At 48.3% G+C, this 22,197-nt stretch carries 20 protein-coding genes; 19 read left to right on the top strand and 1 reads right to left on the bottom strand.

What is annotated here, in order from left to right:
• Positions 1-123: 123 nt before the first annotated feature.
• From ACHAL6_RS07505 to ACHAL6_RS07580, 16 genes are all read left to right on the top strand, one after another.
• The gene (locus tag ACHAL6_RS07505; RefSeq protein ID WP_395269744.1) at positions 124-327 is read left to right on the top strand and encodes a helix-turn-helix domain-containing protein; all 204 of its coding nucleotides are present in this window, start codon (positions 124-126) and stop codon (positions 325-327) included.
• A 275-nt stretch (positions 328-602) separates the two neighbouring features.
• Entirely contained in the window at positions 603-1,532 is a 930-nt protein-coding gene (locus tag ACHAL6_RS07510; protein WP_395269746.1) for an AEC family transporter, read from the top strand.
• Positions 1,533-1,920: 388 nt separating this feature from the next.
• A complete protein-coding gene (locus ACHAL6_RS07515) occupies positions 1,921-2,616 on the top strand; it encodes a FadR/GntR family transcriptional regulator (protein ID WP_395269748.1) in 696 nt (231 codons plus the stop codon).
• 49 nt (positions 2,617-2,665) lie between these two features.
• Complete coding sequence (locus ACHAL6_RS07520) at positions 2,666-3,748, top strand: TRAP transporter substrate-binding protein (RefSeq protein WP_395269750.1); 1,083 nt, start codon at positions 2,666-2,668, stop codon at positions 3,746-3,748.
• Positions 3,749-3,829: 81 nt separating this feature from the next.
• Positions 3,830-4,363, top strand: a complete 534-nt coding sequence (locus ACHAL6_RS07525) for a TRAP transporter small permease (RefSeq protein ID WP_395269752.1) — start codon at positions 3,830-3,832, stop codon at positions 4,361-4,363.
• Positions 4,363-5,637, top strand: a complete 1,275-nt coding sequence (locus tag ACHAL6_RS07530) for a TRAP transporter large permease (RefSeq protein ID WP_395269754.1) — start codon at positions 4,363-4,365, stop codon at positions 5,635-5,637. Before ACHAL6_RS07525 ends, ACHAL6_RS07530 begins: the two co-directional genes overlap by 1 nt.
• Positions 5,638-5,720: 83 nt before the next feature.
• On the top strand, positions 5,721-7,436 hold the full coding sequence (gene ilvD, locus ACHAL6_RS07535) for a dihydroxy-acid dehydratase (RefSeq protein ID WP_395269779.1): 1,716 nt from the start codon (positions 5,721-5,723) through the stop codon (positions 7,434-7,436).
• Between the two features lie 30 nt (positions 7,437-7,466).
• The gene (gene dgoD, locus ACHAL6_RS07540; protein ID WP_395269756.1) at positions 7,467-8,615 is read left to right on the top strand and encodes a galactonate dehydratase; all 1,149 of its coding nucleotides are present in this window, start codon (positions 7,467-7,469) and stop codon (positions 8,613-8,615) included.
• A gap of 16 nt (positions 8,616-8,631) precedes the next feature.
• The gene (gene ilvD, locus ACHAL6_RS07545; RefSeq protein ID WP_395269758.1) at positions 8,632-10,302 is read left to right on the top strand and encodes a dihydroxy-acid dehydratase; all 1,671 of its coding nucleotides are present in this window, start codon (positions 8,632-8,634) and stop codon (positions 10,300-10,302) included.
• 56 nt (positions 10,303-10,358) lie between these two features.
• A complete protein-coding gene (locus ACHAL6_RS07550; RefSeq protein WP_395269759.1) occupies positions 10,359-11,801 on the top strand; it encodes a gluconokinase in 1,443 nt (480 codons plus the stop codon).
• Positions 11,794-12,792, top strand: coding sequence for a 2-dehydro-3-deoxygalactonokinase (locus ACHAL6_RS07555; protein ID WP_395269761.1), 999 nt, complete (start codon positions 11,794-11,796; stop codon positions 12,790-12,792). The genes ACHAL6_RS07550 and ACHAL6_RS07555 overlap by 8 nt, the downstream gene beginning before the upstream one ends.
• A gap of 4 nt (positions 12,793-12,796) precedes the next feature.
• Entirely contained in the window at positions 12,797-13,435 is a 639-nt protein-coding gene (locus ACHAL6_RS07560) for a bifunctional 4-hydroxy-2-oxoglutarate aldolase/2-dehydro-3-deoxy-phosphogluconate aldolase (RefSeq protein WP_395269763.1), read from the top strand.
• Positions 13,436-13,444: 9 nt separating this feature from the next.
• Positions 13,445-14,395 carry a phosphoglycerate dehydrogenase gene (locus tag ACHAL6_RS07565; RefSeq protein WP_395269765.1) on the top strand — a complete coding sequence of 317 codons (951 nt, stop codon included), beginning with the start codon at positions 13,445-13,447 and terminating at the stop codon, positions 14,393-14,395.
• Positions 14,396-14,545: 150 nt separating this feature from the next.
• The gene (gene eda / locus ACHAL6_RS07570; protein ID WP_395269767.1) at positions 14,546-15,175 is read left to right on the top strand and encodes a bifunctional 4-hydroxy-2-oxoglutarate aldolase/2-dehydro-3-deoxy-phosphogluconate aldolase; all 630 of its coding nucleotides are present in this window, start codon (positions 14,546-14,548) and stop codon (positions 15,173-15,175) included.
• 354 nt (positions 15,176-15,529) lie between these two features.
• A complete protein-coding gene (gene gnd / locus ACHAL6_RS07575; RefSeq protein ID WP_395269769.1) occupies positions 15,530-16,978 on the top strand; it encodes a decarboxylating NADP(+)-dependent phosphogluconate dehydrogenase in 1,449 nt (482 codons plus the stop codon).
• Between the two features lie 393 nt (positions 16,979-17,371).
• Positions 17,372-18,766: an NCS2 family permease gene (locus tag ACHAL6_RS07580; RefSeq protein ID WP_395269771.1), complete on the top strand. Its 1,395-nt coding sequence runs from the start codon at positions 17,372-17,374 to the stop codon at positions 18,764-18,766.
• Between the two features lie 114 nt (positions 18,767-18,880).
• Here ACHAL6_RS07580 and ACHAL6_RS07585 read toward each other — a convergent pair whose 3' ends face one another.
• Positions 18,881-19,888 carry a lactonase family protein gene (locus tag ACHAL6_RS07585; RefSeq protein WP_395269773.1) on the bottom strand — a complete coding sequence of 336 codons (1,008 nt, stop codon included), beginning with the start codon at positions 19,886-19,888 and terminating at the stop codon, positions 18,881-18,883.
• A gap of 257 nt (positions 19,889-20,145) precedes the next feature.
• Between ACHAL6_RS07585 and ACHAL6_RS07590 the strand changes: the two genes are divergently transcribed.
• The 3 genes from ACHAL6_RS07590 (at position 20,146) to ACHAL6_RS07600 (ending at position 21,982) form a co-directional block, all read left to right on the top strand.
• Positions 20,146-21,168, top strand: coding sequence for a polysaccharide deacetylase family protein (locus ACHAL6_RS07590; RefSeq protein ID WP_395269775.1), 1,023 nt, complete (start codon positions 20,146-20,148; stop codon positions 21,166-21,168).
• Between the two features lie 222 nt (positions 21,169-21,390).
• On the top strand, positions 21,391-21,639 hold the full coding sequence (locus tag ACHAL6_RS07595) for a type II toxin-antitoxin system prevent-host-death family antitoxin (RefSeq protein WP_207599410.1): 249 nt from the start codon (positions 21,391-21,393) through the stop codon (positions 21,637-21,639).
• 4 nt (positions 21,640-21,643) lie between these two features.
• Positions 21,644-21,982, top strand: a complete 339-nt coding sequence (locus ACHAL6_RS07600) for a type II toxin-antitoxin system RelE/ParE family toxin (RefSeq protein ID WP_395269777.1) — start codon at positions 21,644-21,646, stop codon at positions 21,980-21,982.
• Positions 21,983-22,197: the final 215 nt, after the last annotated feature.

The raw sequence follows: 22,197 nt of genomic DNA on the forward strand, positions 1-22,197 counted from the left end.
TAGCAAGTATTGGAGAAAATAAAAACTATCCCAAAGACCAGAAGCAATATATTTCGATAACAGCGTAAATGAATTGAATTATTTCGATAGTAACGTATAATTGATATCATAGGAGGTGCTGATTTGGTTAGTATCGGCGATAATATACGTAAATATCGAAAAAGTGGACATCTCACGCAGAAAGACCTGGGGGAAGCCATAGGCATTTCCAATACCTATCTTTCTGATATAGAAACAGGAAGAACGAATCCGTCCATCAAAACCCTGAAGAAGATTGCAAAGGCTCTGGATATCAGCTATATAGAGCTTCTGAAAGACACGGAGTAAAATGAAACAGAATAAGTGGAAAAACGTAAGCAGGATGAGCATCCTGCTTCATTTTTTCGATGATGAGTTTTAATTCCCCCAGGAGAACAGAAACCTTGTGAAAGGGAGTTGTGCTGCCTGATCGGAAAACATGAACCGAACTCTTGCTTCACGGGAATTTCCTGTAGAGAGGAAGATTCATAAAAGCTGGATAAATGAAGTGCACTTGTGTATTGAAAAGAAATATCCTAGAATAGAGAAGATTATATAACGACTGAAAAGATGTGAGGATAAAGATGAGTATTAGAGTTTTACTGGATACGCTGGTTGTTCTGTTTGGGATCATTGCTGTGGGATATATTGTGACGAAAAGAGGGTGGATGAATCCTAAAGTGAATCCGAAAATATCAGAGCTGATCATCAAGCTGATTCTTCCGGCGCTGATTTTCGGATCCGTGTTCACGGAAGAAAGCACTTTTTCCCAGAAAGAAGTGATGAATATCCTGCTCTGGGGGTTTGTTCTGTATTTTGTTCTATTCATGCTTTCTTTTCTGACCATCTACCTGATCAAACCCTCAGAGAAGGACTCGGGCATCTATCAGATTCTTCTCATCTACGCCAACACAGGATTCATGGGGTATCCGCTTTTCGGTGCGCTGTTCGGACCAGAAGCGATCTTCTACGCAGCGGTGCTGCATCTGCCCTACAATATCTTCTTCTTTACCATTGGTGTGTATATCATCAGAAAAAGCATGAAAGTGGAGAAGAAAGAAGAAAATGTCTGGAAAAGCATATTCAGTCCGGGAACCATAGCATCCATGCTGGCGATCTTCTTCTTTGTGCTGAACCTTACACTTCCGCAGCCCATGGTCGATATGGTGAAGATTGTGGGCAGTGCTACGACGCCCCTGGCGCTTCTCATTATCGGATCCTCCCTTACAGTGGTTCCCTTTGATGCACTGTTCAGGAACAGGAAGCTTTATTTCTTCACCTTCATCAAGCTTCTCCTTCTGCCGCTCTTCATCAGTGTACTCATCAGGCCATTTCCCATCAGCGATATGATCCGGATCATGATCATACTTTCCACTGCTCTGCCATCGGGCTCCCTGGTGGTGATGATGGCTTCCCAGTACGGAGAGGATACGGAGCTTGCCTCTTCGGCCGTTTTTCTCACCACCGTCCTTTCCGTTCTCACCATGCCGCTTGTTTCGGCTATGATTCTATAAGGTGCTCATCAAAATTTTAACGGGATAATTTAGCTTTAGAGATGCTTCCTGTATGACTCATCAGAGAGATGAATCATGCAGGAAGTTTTTCTTCGGGTCAGCATCATCAGATGTCGGGCCCTTTTCATGCAGACAAGTGCGCTTTCAAAACACAAGTGTGCTTCATTCCTGAACATAATCATGCTTAGTTGTATGACAAGTTGATTCTAAAAATAAGATAGATTGCTTGAAATATGACAAAAACATAACGATTTCACCTGAAATTTATATGGAAATTCACTTATTTTCCTATTGACATCCCTGTAAACGTTTATTACAATCTAGTTAAACCTTGTAAGATGTCAGACGACTAAACGATGTTTTGCAAATCTGAAAAGGAGGTTATCACTTGGAGAAAAAACATGTGGCCAGTGAGCAGGTGTTTAATTACATAGAAGATAAGATTTATACCAAGGAATGGGTTTCCGGTATGAAGATCGCATCAGAAAATCAGCTCAGTGCAGAGCTTGGTATCAGTAGAATGTCTGTCCGTGAAGCCATAGAAAAGATGGTTGCACTCAATGTGCTGACAAAGAAGCAGGGGGAAGGTACTTTCGTCAACGATCTGACACCGGGAATCTATCTGAACAAACTGATTCCGCTGGTGATCCTTAATCCGGACAATCTACTTGAGGTTCTGGAGTTCAGGCTGGTGATTGAACCGGAGAGCGCAAGACTCTGTGCAGAGCGCCGAAATCAGGAAACCATAGATGCCCTTGAAGAGTGCCAGAGAATCATGGAGGCGCATAACAATACATCAGACGAATTCGCGCAGGCGGATTACAGAATGCATATGGAGCTTGCCAAAGGAACCGGAAATTCACTCATCATCAAAGTGAACAGTGTGCTCACCAATATCTGGGAGCATCAGCAGAAAGAGCTGAACAAATATCTTGGACCCAGTCAAGGGGTCATCGAACACAGACCGATCATCGATGCCATCAAGGCGGGGGATGGAGAACTGGCAGCGCTTTATATGAAGCGACATGTCCTGAGAACCTATCATCAGATCGAAGAGATTGTAAAGAAAGAAAATCAGGTGTGAATATTTTTCTGCAAAGCAGAATGATATAGAAAATTTAGGGGGAAAAACAATGAAAAAATCTAAGTTAATTGTTGCGTTATCACTGGTGTCCATGATGCTACTCTCAGCTTGCAGCACAGGGGGTACTGCTACAACTCCAGATCCGGAGCCAAACACTCCAGCAGAAGAAGAACCAGCTGAAGAACCGGCAGGAGAAGAAGAGAAGTTTGTCATCAGAGCAGGTATCGGTCTGAATGATCAGCATCCACAGTTCAAGGGGCTTGAAGTCATGAAGGAATACGTGGAGAAAGAAAGTAACGGAAGAATCGAAATGCAGCTTTTCCACAGCAGTCAGCTGGGAGACGATATTCAGATGATGGAAGCACTGCAGATGGGAAGCCAGGAAGTTACTTGTCCTTCCACTGCACCAATCACATCCATCGACAACAGATTCATGATATTCGACCTTCCTTTCCTGTTCCCAACCGAAGAAGTCGCATCCGATCTTCTTGATGGAGATCTTGGACAGGAACTTCTGGATGGACTTTCAGATCATGGTCTGATCGGCCTCGCTTACTGGGAAAACGGATACAGACATCTTACAAACAGTGTAAGAGAAGTGAAGTCACCTGCAGACATGGAAGGGCTTAAGATCAGAACAATGGAGAACGAAGTTCATCTTGACTTCTTCAGAGCGCTGGGTGCAAATCCTACGCCAATGCCATTTGGTGAACTATTCACAGCGATGCAGACTGGTGTTGTAGATGGACAGGAAAACCCTGTACCAACCATCGCACTTCAGAACTATCCTGAAGTTCAGGACTACACAACACTTACAGGACATGTGTACAGCCCATTCGTACTGCTGATGAGTAAGATCTTCTGGGACAAGCTTCCAGCAGAACTTCAGACAGTAGTTGAAGATGGAGCGATTCTTGCAAGAGATGAGCAGAGAAGAATCAACCGTGAGTACACAGAAGAACTCAAGGGTGATCTGGTAGATGCCGGAATGACCGTGACAGAACTGACAACAGAAGAGCTGAAAGCGTTCCAGGATGCTACAAAGCCAACCGTAGAGAAGTTCAAATCTCAGATCGGTGAAGATTACGTCAATCAGGTACTGGAAGAAATTGAAAATCTGAGCGGAAACTAATAGCTGATTATTATTACAATAGGAAAACACAAAAAGGAGTTGTAATGACTCCTTTTTGTATATTAAGGAGGAAATTTCAAGATGGAAAAACTGCTGATAGTCCCCAAAATGTTAGGGAAGCTCAATCTTGCAATTATGAAAGTGGTTCGATGGCTTTTGGTCGTGACTATGATCGTGCTGGTGGTCGTTGTATTTTACGCGGTGCTTAGCCGTATGGTACTGAACGCATCCATTGCATGGGCAGAAGAGCTGACAAGAATCCTGTTCATATGGCTGGTGTTCATGGGAGCGGTTCTGGCGCTTCACACCAGAGGGCATCTGGGGCTTACAATCATCATCGACAGAATCAGTCCGAAGAAACAGCTGTTTCTTGATATCATCGGCTGGATTCTGATCATTTTAGTAACCTATGCCATGATCAATGGCGGAACAAGAATCGTGGAAGTGGTGAAGAGTTCAAGAACACCCGCACTGGGTCTTCCAGGACACCTGAAGTACCTGGCTGTGCTTGTGGCAGGGTATCTTATGATCCTGACATCGGCGGAGCATCTGCTGATGTCTGTGGGTAAATTCGTGAACAGTTTACGTGGAAAGAATGAGGAGGTAGAAAACTAATGGATATGCTTTATATTTTCCTGGGAGCGCTTTTCGGATTCCTTCTTATCGGTGTTCCCGTGGCCTTCAGTCTGGGTCTGGCGGCGCTGATCATGATGAATCTCCAGGGCTTTGCCAATGATGTTCTGGTTCAGAAGATGGTGGGCGGTATCGACAGTTTCCCGCTTCTGGCAGTACCCTTCTTCATGCTGGCGGGTGAGATCATGAACAGCGGAGGCATTGCCCGGCGCATCATCGATTTCTCCAATTCCCTTGTAGGACATGTTACAGGTGGTCTTGGACTTGTTAATATCGTAGCCAGCATGTTCTTCGGTGGTATTTCCGGTTCCTCCGTAGCCGATACGGCGGCCATCGGCGGTCTGCTCATTCCTGCCATGACAGAAGACGGATATGATGCGGAGTTCTCCGCAGCAGTAACGGCATCCTCTTCCACCATGGGTATTGTCATTCCTCCTAGTATTCCGATGATTCTCTTTGGTCTCATCAGCGGCGTGTCTGTCGTGAAGATGTTCATGGGAGGGATCATCCCTGGAATACTGATCGGCCTTTCCCTTCTTGTGCTCACCTATGTGATCTCCAAGAGAAGACATTATCCCAAGGGAGAAGCCTTTTCACTGAAAAGAGTATTCACTACAGGTAGAGAGGCGATCTGGGCCATCTTCCTTCCGGTCATAATCATCGGAGGAATCGTGTCCGGTAAGTTCACACCCACCGAGGCTGCGGTCATCGCGGTGGTCTATGCACTGGTTGTCTCCCTTGTCATCTACAAGGAAATGACTGTGAAAGATCTTCCTAGAATTCTCATTGAAACAGGAAAAACCACGGGCATCGTCATGTTTGTGGCAGGTTCAGCCATGGTCGTTGCCTGGCTTCTGACTGTCGTGCAGATTCCGCAGAGTATCGCCACGACGGTTCTTGGCATCACAAGAAATCCGCTGCTGGTACTGCTCATCGTGAACTTCTTCCTGCTTCTTGTGGGTATGGTCATGGACCTGACTCCGGCGCTTCTGATTCTTGCACCGGTGCTGCTCCCTGTGGCGCTTGAGGTAGGCATCAATCCGATTTTCTTCGGTGTCATGATGGTCATCAATCTGGGTATAGGACTGGTCACTCCTCCAGTAGGAACCATTCTCTATATCGCCTGCGGTATCGCAAAGATCAATCTGGAACAGATCACAAAAGCCATGCTGCCGTTTCTGGCTACGCAGGTTGCGGTTCTGATCCTGATCATTCTGTTCCCTCAGCTGGTGCTCTGGATACCAAGTCTCATGTAATGAAATGACATATAGATTCTTTAAAAGATGGCAGGGAAACGTATCCTTAAATGCCGGAAGATAGTGGAGGTAAAGGAATGAAACTGAAAAGTCAAATGATGAGAAGCGTGGCCGTGGAGATGGATGCGCTGAAAATGGGAATGGGCTGGAGTGTGGAGGATCTCTCCAAGATGCAGATCATCATCGAATCCACCTATGGAGACTCCCACCCGGGATCGGTCCATCTGGACCGCCTGGTCCATGCATCTGAAGATGCGCTCAATGGTATAGGGGTGAAACCCGCCAAGTATTTTGTGACGGACATATGCGATGGTATCGCTCAGGGACACGATGGAATGAACTATTCTCTTCTGTCGAGAGAGATGATCTGCAACATGATCGAAATTCAGGCTACCGCAACCCCTTTTGACGGAGCGGTCTTCATCAGCAGCTGCGACAAAGGTGTACCTGCGCATCTGAAAGCCATCGCAAGGCTTGACATCCCTTCGATCATGGTGTCGGGAGGCATCATGAAGGCAGGCCCGGACATGCTGACGCTGGAGCAGATCGGAACCTACAGTGCACAGCTGAAGACAGGAAAAATCACGGAAGAGGTTTTCCGGGAGAAGCAGCATAGCGCCTGCCCCACCTGCGGCGCCTGTGCATTCATGGGAACCGCTGCAACCATGCAGGTCATGAGTGAAGCATTAGGTCTTGCTCTGCCTGGCACGTCACTCATGGCGGCGGTGAGCTCGGAGATGGAAGAGGTGGCCAGCCGTGCTGCGGTGCAGCTGGTGGAACTGGTGAAGAAGGACATCAGGCCTTCTGACATCCTGACAAGGAAGGCTTTCGAAAATGCCATCATGGTCCATGCGGCCATTGCAGGCTCCACCAACAGCATGCTGCACATTCCGACCATTGCGCATGAAATCGGCGTGGAAATCGACGGGAATCTCTTCGATGAGATTCACAGAAAGATTCCGTATCTGGTCAATGTCAGGCCCAGCGGAAAGTTCGCGGCAGAGTACTTCTGGTATGCAGGAGGGGTGCCTGCGGTCATGCGTGAGATCAGAGCGCATCTCCATCTGGATGTCATGACGGTCACAGGGAAAACCCTTGGCGAGAATCTGGATGAGATGGAAGAAAACGGGTATTTCGAACGGATGGAAAGCAAGCTCAGAAAGCTGGGTTACGAGAGAGAAGAAGTGATCCGAACCTATGCGGACCCTATCCAGAAGGAAGGTGCAGTGGCGGTTCTCTACGGAAATCTTGCACCTGAAGGTGCAGTGGTGAAGCATTCGGCGCTGCCTCAGGAAATGCGTGAGGTTGTTCTGAGGGCAAGGCCCTACAACAGTGAAGAGGAAGCTCTGGAGGCGGTTCTTACAGGAAAGATCACTCCCGGAGACGCCGTGTTCATACGTTATGAAGGACCCAAGGGCACAGGCATGCCGGAAATGTTCTACACCACGGAGGCCATAGCGGCAGATGAGACCTTAAGCTCCACCACAGCGCTCATTACGGATGGACGCTTTTCCGGAGCCACAAGAGGTCCGGCCATCGGTCATGTTTCTCCTGAGGCTTCTGATGGAGGCCCCATCAGTCTTGTGGAAGAGAATGATCTCATTGAGATCAGCATCGAAAACCGAAGTCTGAAGATCGTCGGTGTGGAGGGAGAAAGACGCTCCGAGGAAGAGATGGAGAAGATCCTTCTGGAAAGAAGCGTCCAGTGGAAACTGCCTCCCATGAAGAAGAAGACAGGAATTCTGGCAACATACAGCCGTCTGGCGGTATCACCCATGAAAGGTGCATACATGGAGTAGAAACAGGCGGCATGAAGAGGAGTGTTCGAAGTGAAAATTACAAATATCAAGCTGTATCAGGTTCCGCCTAGATGGCTGTTTCTGAAGGTGGAGACCGATGAAGGCATTTCCGGATGGGGAGAGCCTGTCATCGAAGGCCGCGCCCAGACGGTGAAGGCGGCTGTGGAAGAGCTTTCACAGTACATCATCGGAAAAGATCCCATGAAGATCGAAGACATCTGGCAGGTTCTTTACAGAGGAGGATTCTACAGAGGCGGACCGATCCTCATGAGCGCCATGGCTGGTATTGATCAGGCGCTCTGGGACATCAAGGGCAAGTTCTTCAATGCGCCGGTGTATGACCTTTTAGGGGGACAGGTGAGAGACAAGATCAAGGTGTATTCCTGGATCGGCGGAGACAGACCCAGTGATGTGGCCGAAGAAGCGAAGAAGAAGCAGATGCAGGGATTTTCAGCCATCAAGATGAACGGCACGGAAGAGCTGCAGTACATCGATTCCTACGCGAAAGTGGATGCGCTTCTGGAAAGAGTGGATGCCATAAGAAAAACCGTGGGCAAGGATTTCGGCATCGGTGTGGATTTTCATGGTCGTGTGCACAAACCCATGGCGAAGATTCTCATGAAGGAGCTGGAACCCTATCGGCTGATGTTCATTGAAGAGCCTGTTCTCGACGAGAATCTGGAAGCGCTGAAAGAGCTGTCAAGACATACCTCCACGCCCATAGCGACGGGAGAAAGAATGTATTCGAGGTGGGATTTCAAACAGCTCCTTTCCACCGGATACATCGACATCCTCCAGCCGGACCTCTCCCATGCGGGAGGCATCACGGAATGCAGAAAGATCGCCACCATGGCAGAAGCCTATGATGTGGCTGTGGCCTTCCACTGTCCACTGGGACCTATTGCGCTGGCGGCCTGTCTTCAGGTGGATGCGGTTAGCCATAACGCCTTCATCCAGGAGCAGAGTCTTGGTATTCACTACAACAAGGGAAATGACATTCTGGATTATCTCAAGGACCCTGAAGTCTTCCATTATGAGAATGGATTTGTGAAGATGCCTGAAGGTCCAGGGCTTGGCATTGAAGTGGACGAGGAAAAAGTGAAGGAAGCTTCCCTGGGCAGCCACAACTGGAAGAATCCGGTATGGCGGCATGAGGATGGCAGTGTAGCAGAGTGGTAGAAATCGGAGGATGATTATGAGAAGTCAGGATATACTTGTCGGACCGGAATGGGCCAATGTCAGGTCCCTCTATAAAGCCAGTGGATTCACGGACAATGAGCTGAAAAAACCCCTCATCGCCGTGGTGAATTCCTTCAACTCCATCTGTCCGGGCCATACGGTTCTGAACCAGATGACGCAGAAGGTGAAAGAAGGCATCTACGCCAATGGTGGAACGCCTCTGGACTTCGGCACCATCGGAGCCTGCGACGGCATTGCCATGGGGCATAAAGGAATGAAGTACGTCTTACCTACACGGGAAATGATCGCCAATGACATCGAAGCCATGGTGGAGGCGCACAGACTGGATGGTCTGGTGATTCTGGGGTCCTGCGACAAGATCATTCCAGGCATGATTCTAGGCGCACTTCGGGTGAATCTGCCTACGGTCTTTGTCAATGGGGGTCCTGCTTTACCGGGAAGGATGCTGGAGAACAATCCCTACGGGGGAGAATACATCGATCACTCCATCATCCAGCAGTCTGAAGGCGCGCTGAAGTCCGGGAAGATTTCCATGGAGGCGTTCACCTGGATCGAGAACAACGCGGTGCCCACCATCGGTTCCTGCGCCATGCTTGGAACGGCCAATACCATGGCCTGTCTGGCTGAAACCATGGGACTCTCCCTACCCGGATCCGCAACCATTCCTGCTGTGTATTCCAGAAGGATCCAGGTGGCTTTTGAAACAGGAGAAGCGGTCATGGACCTTGTAAGAAAGAATGTGGTGGTGAAAGATCTCCTGACGAGAGAAGCCATCGAGAATGCGATCCGTGTCAATGCGGCCATCGGGGGATCCACCAATGCGGTGCTGCATCTCCTGGCCATTGCCAGAGAAGCGGATATCCCGCTGGATATATTCGAACTGGGGGCCATCAGTGATGAGATTCCGCATCTGGTGCCGATGATTCCTGCCGGTTCTGCCACGCTGCTGGATTTCCATGAAGCGGGCGGTGTTCCTCAGGTGATCCGGGCCATGAAGGAGAAGCTAAATAGGAAAGCCATGACGGTGACGGGAAAAAGCTGGGAGGATGTGCTGAAGACGCATGATCTGCCTGAGCGTTCCATCGTGAAGGATCTTCAGAGCCCTGTTCATGAGCGCGGCGGCATTGCGGTGCTGAAAGGCGGCCTTGCACCGCTTGGCGCAGTGACCAAGCCTTCTGCGATTCCGGATGATGCCCTGTATTTCAAGGGGCCAGCCAGGGTCTATGAAAGCGAGGAGGATGCGCTCATCGGCATCCGAAACCATGAGGTGAAAGCCGGTGATGTGGTGGTCATCCGAAACGAAGGCCCCAAAGGGGGACCCGGCATGCCCGAGATGTACAAGGCGATGAAGCTTCTGGTGGGCATGAACCTGGGAAGCGGCGTATGCCTGATCACCGATGGAAGATTCTCAGGTTCAAACAACGGATGCTTTGTAGGGCATATCTGTCCGGAAGCCATGGACGATGGTCCCATTGCCTATCTTATGGATGGTGATGAAATTGTTGTGGATGTCAGGGGCAGAAACATCGAAGCGCCGGATGTGGATTTTGAGGAGAGAAGAAAAACATATAAAAGGCCCCCGGAGAAGAAAGTCACAGGGTATCTCCATCAGTACAGGAAGAATGTGCTTTCCGCATCGGAAGGAGCGGCGATACCGTCAAAATAATCAACGAATTGGGGGCGGATGCCGGCAATAACTGTGCCGGAATCTGCAGGAAAGGAATGAAAAACGTGAATATACTTGTTTTGGAATCCAGTACGACATCTGCGAAAGGGATGCTCTTTGATACGGAAACAGGAAATTATGTCATGGAGTCTCTGCCGTTCACTCAGGATGAGGATTCCACACTTCAGGATGCGGATACGGTGTATCAGCAGACCATGGCAGTGGGCAGGAAAATAGCCACAGGAAGGAAAGTGGATATCATTGTGCTGAGCGGTGCATGGCACAGCGTCATGCTCACGGATGAAAACAAAAAGCCTGTGACGCCGGTGTATGTATGGTCCAATACCCAGGCATCCCCTCTGTGCAGAGAACTGCGAAAAGACGAGGAGTTCACCTCATGGTACTATCGTCGAACGGGGTGCATGGTCAGTGCCATCTATCCATCCTTCAAGCTCATGATGATGCGTGAAAACGGAGAGGATTTCAGCGGCAGGTACATCATGGGACAGGGGACCTATAATACCTATCGGCTCACAGGTGAATATGTGGTGCTGGATTCCATGGCATCGGGGAGCGGACTGATGAATACCCATACGGTGGATTATGATGATGAGATTCTGGATTTCATCGGAATCAAGCGTTCCCAGCTGGGAAGAATCGTCTCCTATAAGGGTACCTTTCCGCTGACCAGAGAAGCGGCAATCACCCTGGGACTCCAGGAGGGGATTCCGGTGATTCCGTCAGGAGCGGATGGAGGATTCAACCAGGTCGGTGCAAGAGCCATAGAAAACGGGGTCATGACATTTTCCGTGGGCACCAGTGGAGCCATCCGCCTGTCTTCGGATAAGCCCGTCATTCCGCTGAAACCAAGCACCTGGTGCTACCGTTCTCCATACAAATGGATCAGCGGCGCAGCCACTTCCGGTGCCACAAACTGCGTGGACTGGTTCAAGAAGAAGATGTTTGAACCAGGCACCACCTACGATCAGATTGAAAAAGGCTATACGGGGAAAGAAGAACTTCCGGTGTTTCTGCCGTTTCTTTTCGGGGAAAGAAGCCCCGGCTGGGAAGATGGAAGGTTCGGCGGCTTCATGGACCTGAAACCGGAGCATACCCGCTATGATATGTATCAGGCGGTGCTGGAGGGAATCCTCTTCAATCTCTATCAGTGCTACGAAGTCATCTCCGATATCAACGGCATTCCGGAAAAGGTCATGCTTTCAGGCGGGATTCTTCATTCGGAGCACTGGACGAAGCTTTGCGTGGATCTCTTCAACATCCCCATGACTGTGAGCAAGATTGAACACAGTTCTCTGATGGGTGGGGTCTATCTTGGCGCAGAGCTTCTCGGGGTCAGTTTCAGTGAGGAGAAATACGATGCGCTTTCGGATCGGGTGATCTATCCGGACAGGGAGGCCCACAGAAAGCTCAAAAGAAGATACGAGCGTTACCTTGATTTATACAAGGCCACGTCAATGGAGGTAAGTGGGAATGATTAGCGTATATTATGATTCAGGCACCACCAATACAAGGATCTATCTCATGGAAGAGGAGAAGGTGCTGGACCAGATGTTTTTGGAAGCTGGCACCAGAGACTCGGCGATTTCAGGGGACCGCAGCATTCTTCTCAGAAAGCTGAAGGAGGGCTATGATGCGCTCCTTGGAAGAAACGGCATGAAGGACAGTGATGTGGAGGAAATCTATCTTTCGGGCATGATCACAAACCCTTTCGGCATCATCGAAGTGCCTCATCTGGAGACGCCGATTCATAAAGAAGCCCTCTACAAAAGCATCTATACCCATGAGGAGGAAACCTTTTTCCTCCGACCGCTGAAGCTGATTCTGGGGGCGAAAACAAGACGCCCCCAGGAAGGGCTCCATCTCGGGAACGTTCAGCTCATGGGCAATACCAGAGGAGAGGAAATCGAGGTCATGGGGCTTTTGAGGCTGGGCTACCTGAAGGAAGACAAAACCCAGGTGATGATCTCGCCAGGTTCCCATACGCATATGATGCTGATACGAAAAGGTGCCATAGAGGATATCTCCTCTCATTTCACCGGAGAGCTGCACCATGCCATTCTGAAAGAAACGATTCTTGGGGGAGAGACCGCGAAAAACGTCAAAGTGTATCATAAGGAACCGGTGCTGAGAGGGTATGAGCTGCTGGTGAAGGAAGGCATCTCCAGAGCGCTCTATGTGGTGCACTCCACCAAGGTCTTCGGCTTGTCCTCAGATGAGGAGCGTCAGATGCTTCTGACAGGAGTCATCAGCGGAAGTCCGATTCTGCATCTGAAGGAGAAAATGCGGGCGCAGTGGAAGGATGTGGAGGAAATCATCATTCTGGGCACGGCTTCCTATGTCAGTGCCTATGAAATGATCCTGAAGGAAGTGCTTCCTGGGGTCGCGGTGAAGGTGGTTTCGCCGGCGGAGGAGAGCAGCTTTGCGCTGGAAGGATTCAGAAACTTAATGACTGTGAGAGAAAGGGGCTAAGAACATGAAAAATGTGATGGAAATGATTCTGAAGGAAAAGATTGTGGCCATAATAAGAGGCATTCATTCTGATTATATCGTGGATACGGTTGCTGCACTGGTGAATGGAGGCATCCACTGCGTGGAAGTGACATTCAATGCGAAAAGCGAAGAAGCTTCCAGGGATACGCTTCTTGCCATAAGAAAGATCAGAGAGCACTTCGGAGATGAAGTAGCAGTGGGTGCAGGTACAGTGCTTACTGTGGACAATGTTGTGGATGCCTATGAAGCGGGAGCGGAGTTCATGATTTCTCCCAACAGCAACAGGGACGTCATCAGCAAGACGAAAGAGCTGGGTCTTATATCGATCCCTGGCGCAGTGACACCCACTGAAATCATCGATGCCTATGAAATGGGTGCTGATATCGTGAAGCTCTTTCCGGCAGCAACCCTTGGACTGGGCTATATCAAGGCAGTTACGGGTCCCATCAACCATATTCCGCTTACAGCGGTAGGTGGGGTCAATGCGGAGAACGCGAAGGATTTCATCGAAGCGGGATGCGTCGGTGTCAGTGTCGGAGGGAACCTGGTGAACAGGAAACTCATCGAGGCGGGCAGATTTGATGAAATAACGCTGCTGGCAAAAGAATACAAGCTGGCCTAGGAGGCAAAGATGAAAAAAGTAATGATTACCTCTCGTTCCTTCGGTAGTGTCAGTGACAAGCCCTTTGAGATTCTTGAGGGAGCGGATCTTCAGCACACCATGATGGGGGAAGGCTTTGAACAGGCTCTCTTTGAGCAGAATATAGTGGACTATGATGCACTGATCATCGGGGCACATCCTTTTCCGAAAGAGGTGATGAAGAAGTGCGTGCATCTTAAAATCATCGCCAAGCACGGAGCGGGACTGGACAACATCGATCTTGAGGCTGCAAGGGAGCTGGGCATCAGAGTGACCAATGTGCCTTCGATGAATGCGAACGCGGTGGCGGATCTGGCTTTCGGTCATATTCTCAATGTGGCCCGAGGAATCACCGCCTGCAGCAATCTCGTGAAGAAAGGGCAGTGGAAAACCTATATCGGTGTGGATGTCTTCAACAAGACCCTCGGGATTCTGGGGTTTGGCGCCATTGCAAAGAATGTGGCCCGAAGGGCGAAGGGATTCAGCATGAAAGTGCTTGCCTATGATCCTTTTGTCAAGGAGCTGCCTGAAGAGTTCAGAGATTATGTGGAGCTGACAGACCTTGACAGCGTCATCAGACAAAGCGACTTTCTCAGTATTCATGTACCGCTGACGGAGGAGACCAGAAACATGCTGAACTATGAGCGGCTTTCGGCGATGAAGAAGGAGGCGTTTCTGATCAATACCGGCAGAGGCGGCATCGTCAATGAGGAGGATCTCTACAGAATTCTCACTGAAAACAGGCTGAAAGGTGCTGCGCTGGATGTCACAGAGGTGGAGCCTGTAGGTGCGGATCATCCGCTTCTCTCTTTGGATAATGTGATCATCACGCCTCATATAGGGATGTATTCCGAAGAAGCCATCAATGCGGTCAGTGTAACCTGTGCGGAAAATGTGGCAAGCTTCTTTCTAGGCGAGGACATGAGGTTTGAAGTGATCTGAAGCTGCTTCGGTAAGGGTATGGAAGGAAGGCATGACTTCGGCGCTCCTTTCTTTACTGATGGGTTCATTGCGTGTATATTAGTATTTAGATATCCGATTTAAATACCAGACGATGCGTGATCGTCAAATATAATATAGAGGAGTATGAAAATGAAAGATTTTATCAAGAACCTGAAAAGCCTGAAAATCGTTCCTGTGATCAAAGTGAATGATGCGAAAAATGCCTATGAACTGGGTAAAGCGCTGATGGAGGGTGGCCTTCCTGTGGCTGAAGTGACCTTCCGCTCTGAAGCGGCAGCCGATTCCATCAGAGAAATGAGAAAAATAGAAGGGCTTCTTGTGGGTGCCGGAACCATCACCAGTGTGAAGCAGGCACAGACCGCACTGGATGCAGGTGCTGAATTTCTGGTCACAGCCGGATTCTCAAAGCCGGTGACGGAATTCGCCGTAGAGAACAACATTCCGATTTTCCCCGGAATCTGCACACCTACGGAAATCATGAGCATTCTGGAATTTGAACTTCCTGTGGCGAAGTTTTTCCCCGCGGAAAACTACGGTGGACTGAAGACCATCAAAGCGCTTTCCGGTCCGTTCCCGAATATGATGTTCATGCCTACCGGCGGAATCAACACTTCAAATGTCAGAGAGTATCTGAGTCATCCCAATATCATTGCATGCGGCGGAAGCTGGATGGTGAAAGAGGATCTCATCGACAATCAGAAGTTTGATGAAATCAGAAATCTTGTGGCAGAGGCTGTGGAACTTGTAAAGGATCTTTAGAAATCGCTGCTGGAGCTTTCCTTGCGGATCCTGCATCGGAGCTCCTTTACTTCTTCATGAATGACAAAAATGAGGCTTCTTCCTGGTGAACGCTGGAAATCCTATCGGTTTCGGTGAAGAAGGGAAAGAAGCTTTTTTCATAGAAGAACGATTGCAGATCCGCTTCTTCGGAGAAGAGTGAGAACAGTCTGCTGAGATTCTCTGGATCTTATGAAGAATTCGTGAAGAGTACGTGAAGAGTGATGGAGAACCATTGAAAAATGGTTCGGGAACATGAATAATAAGGTAAGAAAAAGTTTGAAGGATATATCAGATTGAATGAAGGGCAAACAGGATTTGCCTTAGGAGGTAATTATGTTAGGAGATATTGGAATTTACGGATTCAGAGTAATGGGTGAAAACCTGGCCAGAAACATCGAGTCCAAAGGATACACCGTATCCATCGGGAACAGATCCTCATCGGTGATCAGAGATTTCATGGAAGGAAAAGGGAAGGACGGGAACTTCGTTCCATCCTATTCCATGGAAGAGTTCGTTTCCTCATTGAAGAAACCGAGAAAGATCATGCTCATGATCAAAGCAGGCAGCGTGGTGGATGCCACCATAGACAGTATCCTGCCGCTTCTTGATGAGGGAGACACCATCATCGATGGAGGAAACTCCAACTATGAAGACACGGAAAGAAGAGTCAAAGAGCTTCAGGAAAAGGGCATCTATTTTGTAGGTTCAGGGGTATCCGGTGGAGAGCTGGGTGCACTATATGGTCCGTCCATCATGCCTGGCGGCGCCAAGGAGGCCTGGGAAGGCATCAAGGATATCTTCATCGATATCTCGGCCAAGGCCGGAAAGAACGGAGATGAAGCCTGTACAACGTGGATCGGTGCCGGTGGATCCGGTCACTACGTGAAGACCATCCACAATGGCATCGAGTACGGAGACATGCAGCTGATCTCGGAAACCTATGCGGTGATGAGAGATGTGTTGGGCCTTTCCAATGATGAGATGGCAGAGGTCTTCACCAAGTGGAACAAGGGAGTACTTGAAAGCTACCTGGTGGAAATCACGGCAGATATTCTGGGCGAGAAGGATGAAAAGGGTGAATACCTGGTGAACTTCATTCTGGACAAGGCCATGCAGAAGGGGACGGGAAAATGGACCGTCATCTCTGCTCTGGAAGAAGGGCAGCCGGTGTCTCTCATCACAGAGGCGGTCTATGCAAGAATCCTCTCTTCCATGAAGGATGAGAGAGTGGAAGCATCAAAGCTTGTGAAGAGACCCGTCAGTGAAGTGGACAAGGAAGAGACCATAAAGAATCTGGAAAAAGCGCTCTATGCTTCCAAGATGGTATCCTATGCCCAAGGGTTCTCTCTTCTCAAAGCGGCGTCGGATAAATTCGAATGGGGACTGAATCTGGGCGAGATCGCTTCCATCTGGAGAGGTGGATGCATCATCCGTTCCGCGTTCCTGGATGACATCAGAAAGGCTTACGACAAGAATCCGAAGCTCATGAACCTTATGGTGGATGACTTCTTCCAGAAGGAACTGGAAAAGGCGGTATCAGGGCTTCGTGAAATCATGGTTGCTGGCGTAAGAAACGGCATCGCCATGCCGGCCATGAGCTCCGCTCTGGCTTACTACGACGGATATCATACGGAGAACCTTCCTGCCAATCTTCTGCAGGCGCAGAGAGACTATTTCGGTGCCCACATGTTCGAAAGAATCGATGAGGAAAGAGGAGAATTCTTCCATCACGACTGGAGCGGACAGGGTGGAAACACCGCATCCACAGTCTACAAGGTATAAAACCTAAACAAAGAAGAAAGCGATGAAGCAGCGGAAGACCCTTGAAGGGAAGATTCCGCTGCTTCTTTCATATTCAGACAGTACGAATAATAGTTCTTCATAGAGACGAAATATATGGAAATATACCCTGATGCTATCCACTGCTTCCTGGATGTAATATTCGGAGATTTCATGGAAAGTACACGAATGATCCGGCAAAGGATAATGATTATCATCGGGATTGATGCGGATATTGAGGTTTCAGACTGGAATTACGGCTAAAAATTAGTCTGATTACCGTTTACAGCCATGAAATGTATAAAGAAACTGATAGAGCGAACGAAAGGCCTTGCGCTAATGATATCATTCGTATAAAATGAATGAGTAATCATAATAAATCATATGAGGTGGAAAATGGAAAAATTATTCAAGCTGAAGGAACACGGTACCGACATCAAGACCGAGATACTTGGTGGAACCACGACTTTCCTTACCATGGCTTATATCATATTTGTCAATCCCCAGATTCTGGGACTCACAGGTATGGACCAGGGTGCAGTATTCACAGCGACCATTCTGGCAGCGGTCATCGGAACATTCATCATGGCTTTTGTGGCCAATGTACCTTTTGCGGTAGCGCCAGGAATGGGGCTCAATGCATTCTTTACCTTCACTGTTGTATTTATACTGGGATACAGCTGGCAGCAGGCTCTGGCACTGGTATTCCTATGTGGACTTATTAACGTGTTCATCACGGTGACCAAGATCAGAAAGATGATCGTGAAGGCGATCCCTGAATCCCTGCAGTATGCCATCAGTGGTGGTATCGGACTGTTCATCGCCTATCTTGGCATCAAGCAGGCGGGTTTCCTGACCTTTACGGCAGAGACTGCTAACAGAATCACCGACAACGGTGACGGAAGCGGCATGTTCGCAGACATCGTGCCTGCACTGACCGACTTCACAAACCCAACAGCGCAGGTTGCACTGATCGGACTGCTCATCACCATCGTTCTTCTTCTTCTGAAAGTGAAGAGTGCGATTCTTGTGGGCATCGTTGCAACCACCTTCATCGGAATCTTCTTTGGTGTGACAAACGTTCCTGAACTGTCCATGGACATGTTCAGAGTACCAAGCCTTGCACCTACACTTTTCCAGCTTGATTTCAACGGGCTGTTCGCCATGGACAAGCTCTTCATCACTCTTACAACCATCTTCGCATTCTCTCTGACAGATACCTTCGACACCATCGGAACTTTCCTGGGTGCAGGCAGAAAGTCAGGGATCTTCACAGAAGAGGATGCCAATGCGGTGGAAGATTCCAAGGGTATGAACACAAAGATGGAAAAAGCGCTTTTTGCTGATGCGACAGCCACTTCCATCGGAGCACTTCTTGGTACATCCAATACCACAACCTATGTGGAAAGTGCAGCCGGTATCGCGCAGGGAGCCAAGACAGGTCTTGCCTCTGTTACCACAGGTGTCCTTTTCATCGTATCTCTTTTCCTGGCACCCATCGCACTGATGGTGCCTGGAGCAGCCACAGCACCCGCACTTATCGTGGTGGGTATCATGATGGCGGAAGGGCTCCAGAACATCGATTGGCATGATCTTACCATCGCAGTACCTGCATTCATGGTACTGGCATTCATGGGATTCTCCGCATCCATCACCAATGGTATCGCATTCGGATTCCTGTTCTATGCCATTGCGAAGATCGTGGACAAGAAGGCGAAAGAGGTTCATCCGATCCTCTACGTCATCACCGTCCTCTTCATCCTATCCTTCATATTAACTGCAGTTGCATAAAAAAGAAGTGTCCCCATACTTCAAGGAAGCAGCGTATAGATAGTTAAGAAGAAAGATGCATCCGGAATTTTTCCGGATGCATCTTTTGTATCTCATGGACGCTATGGATATCAGCTATTTCTGAAATACGATGGATACGGGTTCAGGGGTACTGATATCCTTCTTTAATAGTAGAAGCTTTCCTGTATCTCTGTCGATCTTGAAGAGGGTCAGGTTATGGGAGATCATATTGGCTGCCAGAAGGAATTCTCCATCGGGAGAGATGTTGAAATCCCTTGGATGGTCTCCTTCGGTGGATACCGTCTCGATCTTCTCCAGCAGGTGGTTCTCCTTCACTCTGAAGCCGGAAAGGCTGTCGTGACCTCTGTTGGATACATAGAGGAACCGGTTGTCTGGGGTAAGCCTTATGGCGGCTCCGGTGTTCTCTCCGTGGAAGTTCTCCGGCAGGGTCTTCATGACCTGCTTCAAGGCATAGTCTCCGCTTCGGAAATCATATACGAAGATCTCGGAGGAAAGCTCAGAAAACACATAGAGAAACTTTGCCTTCTTATGGAAGGTCAGGTGCCTTGGACCGCTTCCCGGTGGGAGCAGGAGGTCGCCTTTCTTCTCAAGACCTTCTTCGCCCACCTGATAGAGGTAGACTTTATCTGTGCCCAGATCGCATGCGAGAATATCCTCGTTGTAGGGGTTCCTCATGGCGAAATGAAGATGGGAAGAGTCCTGTCTTTTCTCTATGGGCCCACTGCCTTCATGCTTGATGGAAGAGATTCTTCTTCTCACCATCTGCTCCTCCAGCGGGTAGAGATCCAGATTCCCGTCATGGTAATTGGAAGCCAGAAGATAGTCGTCAAAGACGGAAACATGGCACGGGGTATTTTCCTTTTCATAGAGCACCTTATCCACGATATCGGTCTTCAGGTTTATGGAGAGCACCCCATGGTCCTCCTTATCCCGCATGGAGGAATAGAGAATGGTTCCATCTTCGCTGAGGGCAAGGTAGGTAGGGTCTTCCACCTGATAGAAGTTCTCTATTTCAAATTCTTCCGCGTTGAACCTGAATTTTCGTATGCCTTTGCTCTTTTTTCTTGTGTAGGAACCGATGAATCCGTTGTAATCTTTCATGAGATCATTTTCTCCTTTATCCGTAGTTTGATTTATCTCTATCATACCAAAAAAAGTGAAGCGTAAAGTAACTGAATTGTTAACCTTTATTAACCTTCTAGTAAGGTTTGGAAGGTATACTTCCTATACCCTTATAAGTGAGAGAACGCTTATCCTCCGATCATGAGGAATTAAAAGAGCGGTCACAATGAAGAGGGTATGCGTCATAAAGAGACGAAGAAGAAGGGACTTGAAGAGAAATGAACGGATATGAGGAAATGAAAAGAAGAAAAGAGATAAATGACAGAAAAAAGATGCACAGCAGAAGAAACAGAAGGAAACTTCTGGGTGGTCTGCTTCTACTTGTGCTGCTTGGAACGGCTGGGTATGTCTTCAGGGATCAGCTTGCAGGTGGCAGCAAGCCCCTGGAAGTGGCGAATAGTGTAGAGGATCAGAACCTGGAGCAGGAGAACAGGGAAGAAGGGGTGGAGCCGAAAGAGCCAGAAGTGGAGGGGTCCGTAGCGAGCCCTGAGGAAGGGCCTCTGGACCGGGAGGAAAGTGTTCCTGACACGAGGGATCTCACGCTTCTGAAACCGGGAACCAATCATTCCCTGGGAGCGTCCGCCTATGCCTACAGCACGGAAATGGTGAGAAACTGGATCTGGGGTGGTGTATCCTATGAAGGGGAGAATCTCGCCTTTTTAACCTTTGATGATGGTCCGGTGAAGAAAAGCGAGGCGGTGCTGGAGGTTCTGAAGAGAAGAGGCGTGCCAGCAACCTTCTTCATTCCGGGGTATGTGCTGGCGGAGCATCCAGATGAACAGGTGCTTCAGCGCTATATAGAGGAAGGACATGCCATCGCGGTGCACAGCTACAGTCATGTCTACGATACACTCTATCCCGGGAAAGTGGCGGACAAGGAAAAGATTGTGGAAGAGTTCATAGAGACGAGGGATCTCATGCGAGCATCTCTTGGAGATGATTTCGATACCGGAGTCTTCCGGTTTCCAGGAGGCTCCATGAGCTGGAAGGGCATCGACGAAGCAAGAAGTGCTCTGGCTGAGATCGGCGTCTATGATATGGACTGGAACGCCATATCTGGAGATGGAGAGCCCAGGAGCAGAAGACCGGAAGGGCCACAGGCCATGGCGGAGCATGTGATGTTCACGCTTAGCGAGCACTGGATGCAGGACATCGCCGTGGTGCTGATGCATGATACCAAGGATATTACAGCGGAGTATCTGGACCAGGTCATCGACCAGTTCGAATCTGCAGGATACACCTTCGGCATACTGGAATAGCAGGGTTCTCAAAGAGATCAGAAAAAATAATGCGTAAAATCGTATATGCAACCCCTGGTTCAATGCTCGATTGGAGTACAGAATCAGGGGTTTTTCATGGGCATAGAGTATGTTCAGAATGGGAGTCTTATGAATCCGGATGGTGCTTCAACTAAATTGATGTAAAAAATTAAGTTGAATTTTAAGTAAAATAAAATATAATATAGAAAAGGAGTTGATCGTATGCCAAATATAAAGCCGGTTTCTGATTTAAGAAATTACAACGAAGTATTAAAAGATATTGTGGTCGGTTCTCCTGTATTTTTAACAAAGAATGGTAGGGGTAAGTTTGCCATTGTAGATATCGAAGAGTATGAAAAGACACAGGCAACCATAAAATTGTTGTCTAAGCTAATGGAAGCTGAAAAACACATCAACAGTGATGAAGATTGGATGTCAGAAGATCAGGTGAAAGAAAAGCTGGGGGTTTGATGACATGTATAAAATCCGTGTAAATCCAAACGCGACAGAAGATCTGATTGAAATCAGGGATTACATAACAGAAGAACTTCAAAATCCCGCAGCTGCATTGAATGTGGTGCGGAAGATTATTGAACGTTACGAACAGTTAAAAATGTTTCCATTACTTGGGGTCGACTTATCTTCTAAAATCAGCGTTCAGACTGATTTCAGATATCTTGTGGCTGGAAACTATATCATCTTTTATCGAGTAGATCATGAGTATGTCTATATATATCGCATTTTATACGCAGGTAGAGATTACATAAAGGTTCTGTTTTCCAATGAAGTTTCCGTGGATTATGAGGATTTGTAAAAGAAGAGATTTAAGAAGGAACATTATTTCAGCATGAGCGGTAATTGAGAAACAGAAACGGATGAAAAGGCTGAAAACCTTTAGAAATCAGAGAGGTTAAATTCAAAAGTAAGTTCCGTTTGATTTACTGAGTAAGAGAAGAGCTAAAAGTGCAAGAGTAACTTCCGGTTTGGGAGTTGATTCTTGTACTTTTTGTTTGATTTAAGGCTGTTTCC

It is taken from the genome of Proteiniclasticum sp. C24MP (genome assembly GCF_043951855.1).
Lineage (GTDB): Bacteria > Bacillota > Clostridia > Clostridiales > Clostridiaceae > Proteiniclasticum.

Bases quoted from the DNA above. Each gene is read 5' to 3' on its own strand.
- ACHAL6_RS07510 (WP_395269746.1), top strand. From the start codon at position 603: ATGAGTATTAGAGTTTTACTGGATACGCTGGTTGTTCTGTTTGGGATC.
- ACHAL6_RS07520 (WP_395269750.1), top strand. From the start codon at position 2,666: ATGAAAAAATCTAAGTTAATTGTTGCGTTATCACTGGTGTCCATGATG.
- ACHAL6_RS07525 (WP_395269752.1), top strand. From the start codon at position 3,830: ATGGAAAAACTGCTGATAGTCCCCAAAATGTTAGGGAAGCTCAATCTT.
- ACHAL6_RS07530 (WP_395269754.1), top strand. From the start codon at position 4,363: ATGGATATGCTTTATATTTTCCTGGGAGCGCTTTTCGGATTCCTTCTT.
- ilvD (WP_395269758.1), top strand. From the start codon at position 8,632: ATGAGAAGTCAGGATATACTTGTCGGACCGGAATGGGCCAATGTCAGG.
- ACHAL6_RS07550 (WP_395269759.1), top strand. From the start codon at position 10,359: ATGAAAAACGTGAATATACTTGTTTTGGAATCCAGTACGACATCTGCG.
- ACHAL6_RS07555 (WP_395269761.1), top strand. From the start codon at position 11,794: ATGATTAGCGTATATTATGATTCAGGCACCACCAATACAAGGATCTAT.
- ACHAL6_RS07560 (WP_395269763.1), top strand. From the start codon at position 12,797: ATGAAAAATGTGATGGAAATGATTCTGAAGGAAAAGATTGTGGCCATA.
- ACHAL6_RS07565 (WP_395269765.1), top strand. From the start codon at position 13,445: ATGAAAAAAGTAATGATTACCTCTCGTTCCTTCGGTAGTGTCAGTGAC.
- eda (WP_395269767.1), top strand. From the start codon at position 14,546: ATGAAAGATTTTATCAAGAACCTGAAAAGCCTGAAAATCGTTCCTGTG.
- gnd (WP_395269769.1), top strand. From the start codon at position 15,530: ATGTTAGGAGATATTGGAATTTACGGATTCAGAGTAATGGGTGAAAAC.
- ACHAL6_RS07580 (WP_395269771.1), top strand. From the start codon at position 17,372: ATGGAAAAATTATTCAAGCTGAAGGAACACGGTACCGACATCAAGACC.
- ACHAL6_RS07585 (WP_395269773.1), bottom strand. From the start codon at position 19,888: ATGAAAGATTACAACGGATTCATCGGTTCCTACACAAGAAAAAAGAGC.
- ACHAL6_RS07590 (WP_395269775.1), top strand. From the start codon at position 20,146: ATGAAAAGAAGAAAAGAGATAAATGACAGAAAAAAGATGCACAGCAGA.
- ACHAL6_RS07595 (WP_207599410.1), top strand. From the start codon at position 21,391: ATGCCAAATATAAAGCCGGTTTCTGATTTAAGAAATTACAACGAAGTA.
- ACHAL6_RS07600 (WP_395269777.1), top strand. From the start codon at position 21,644: ATGTATAAAATCCGTGTAAATCCAAACGCGACAGAAGATCTGATTGAA.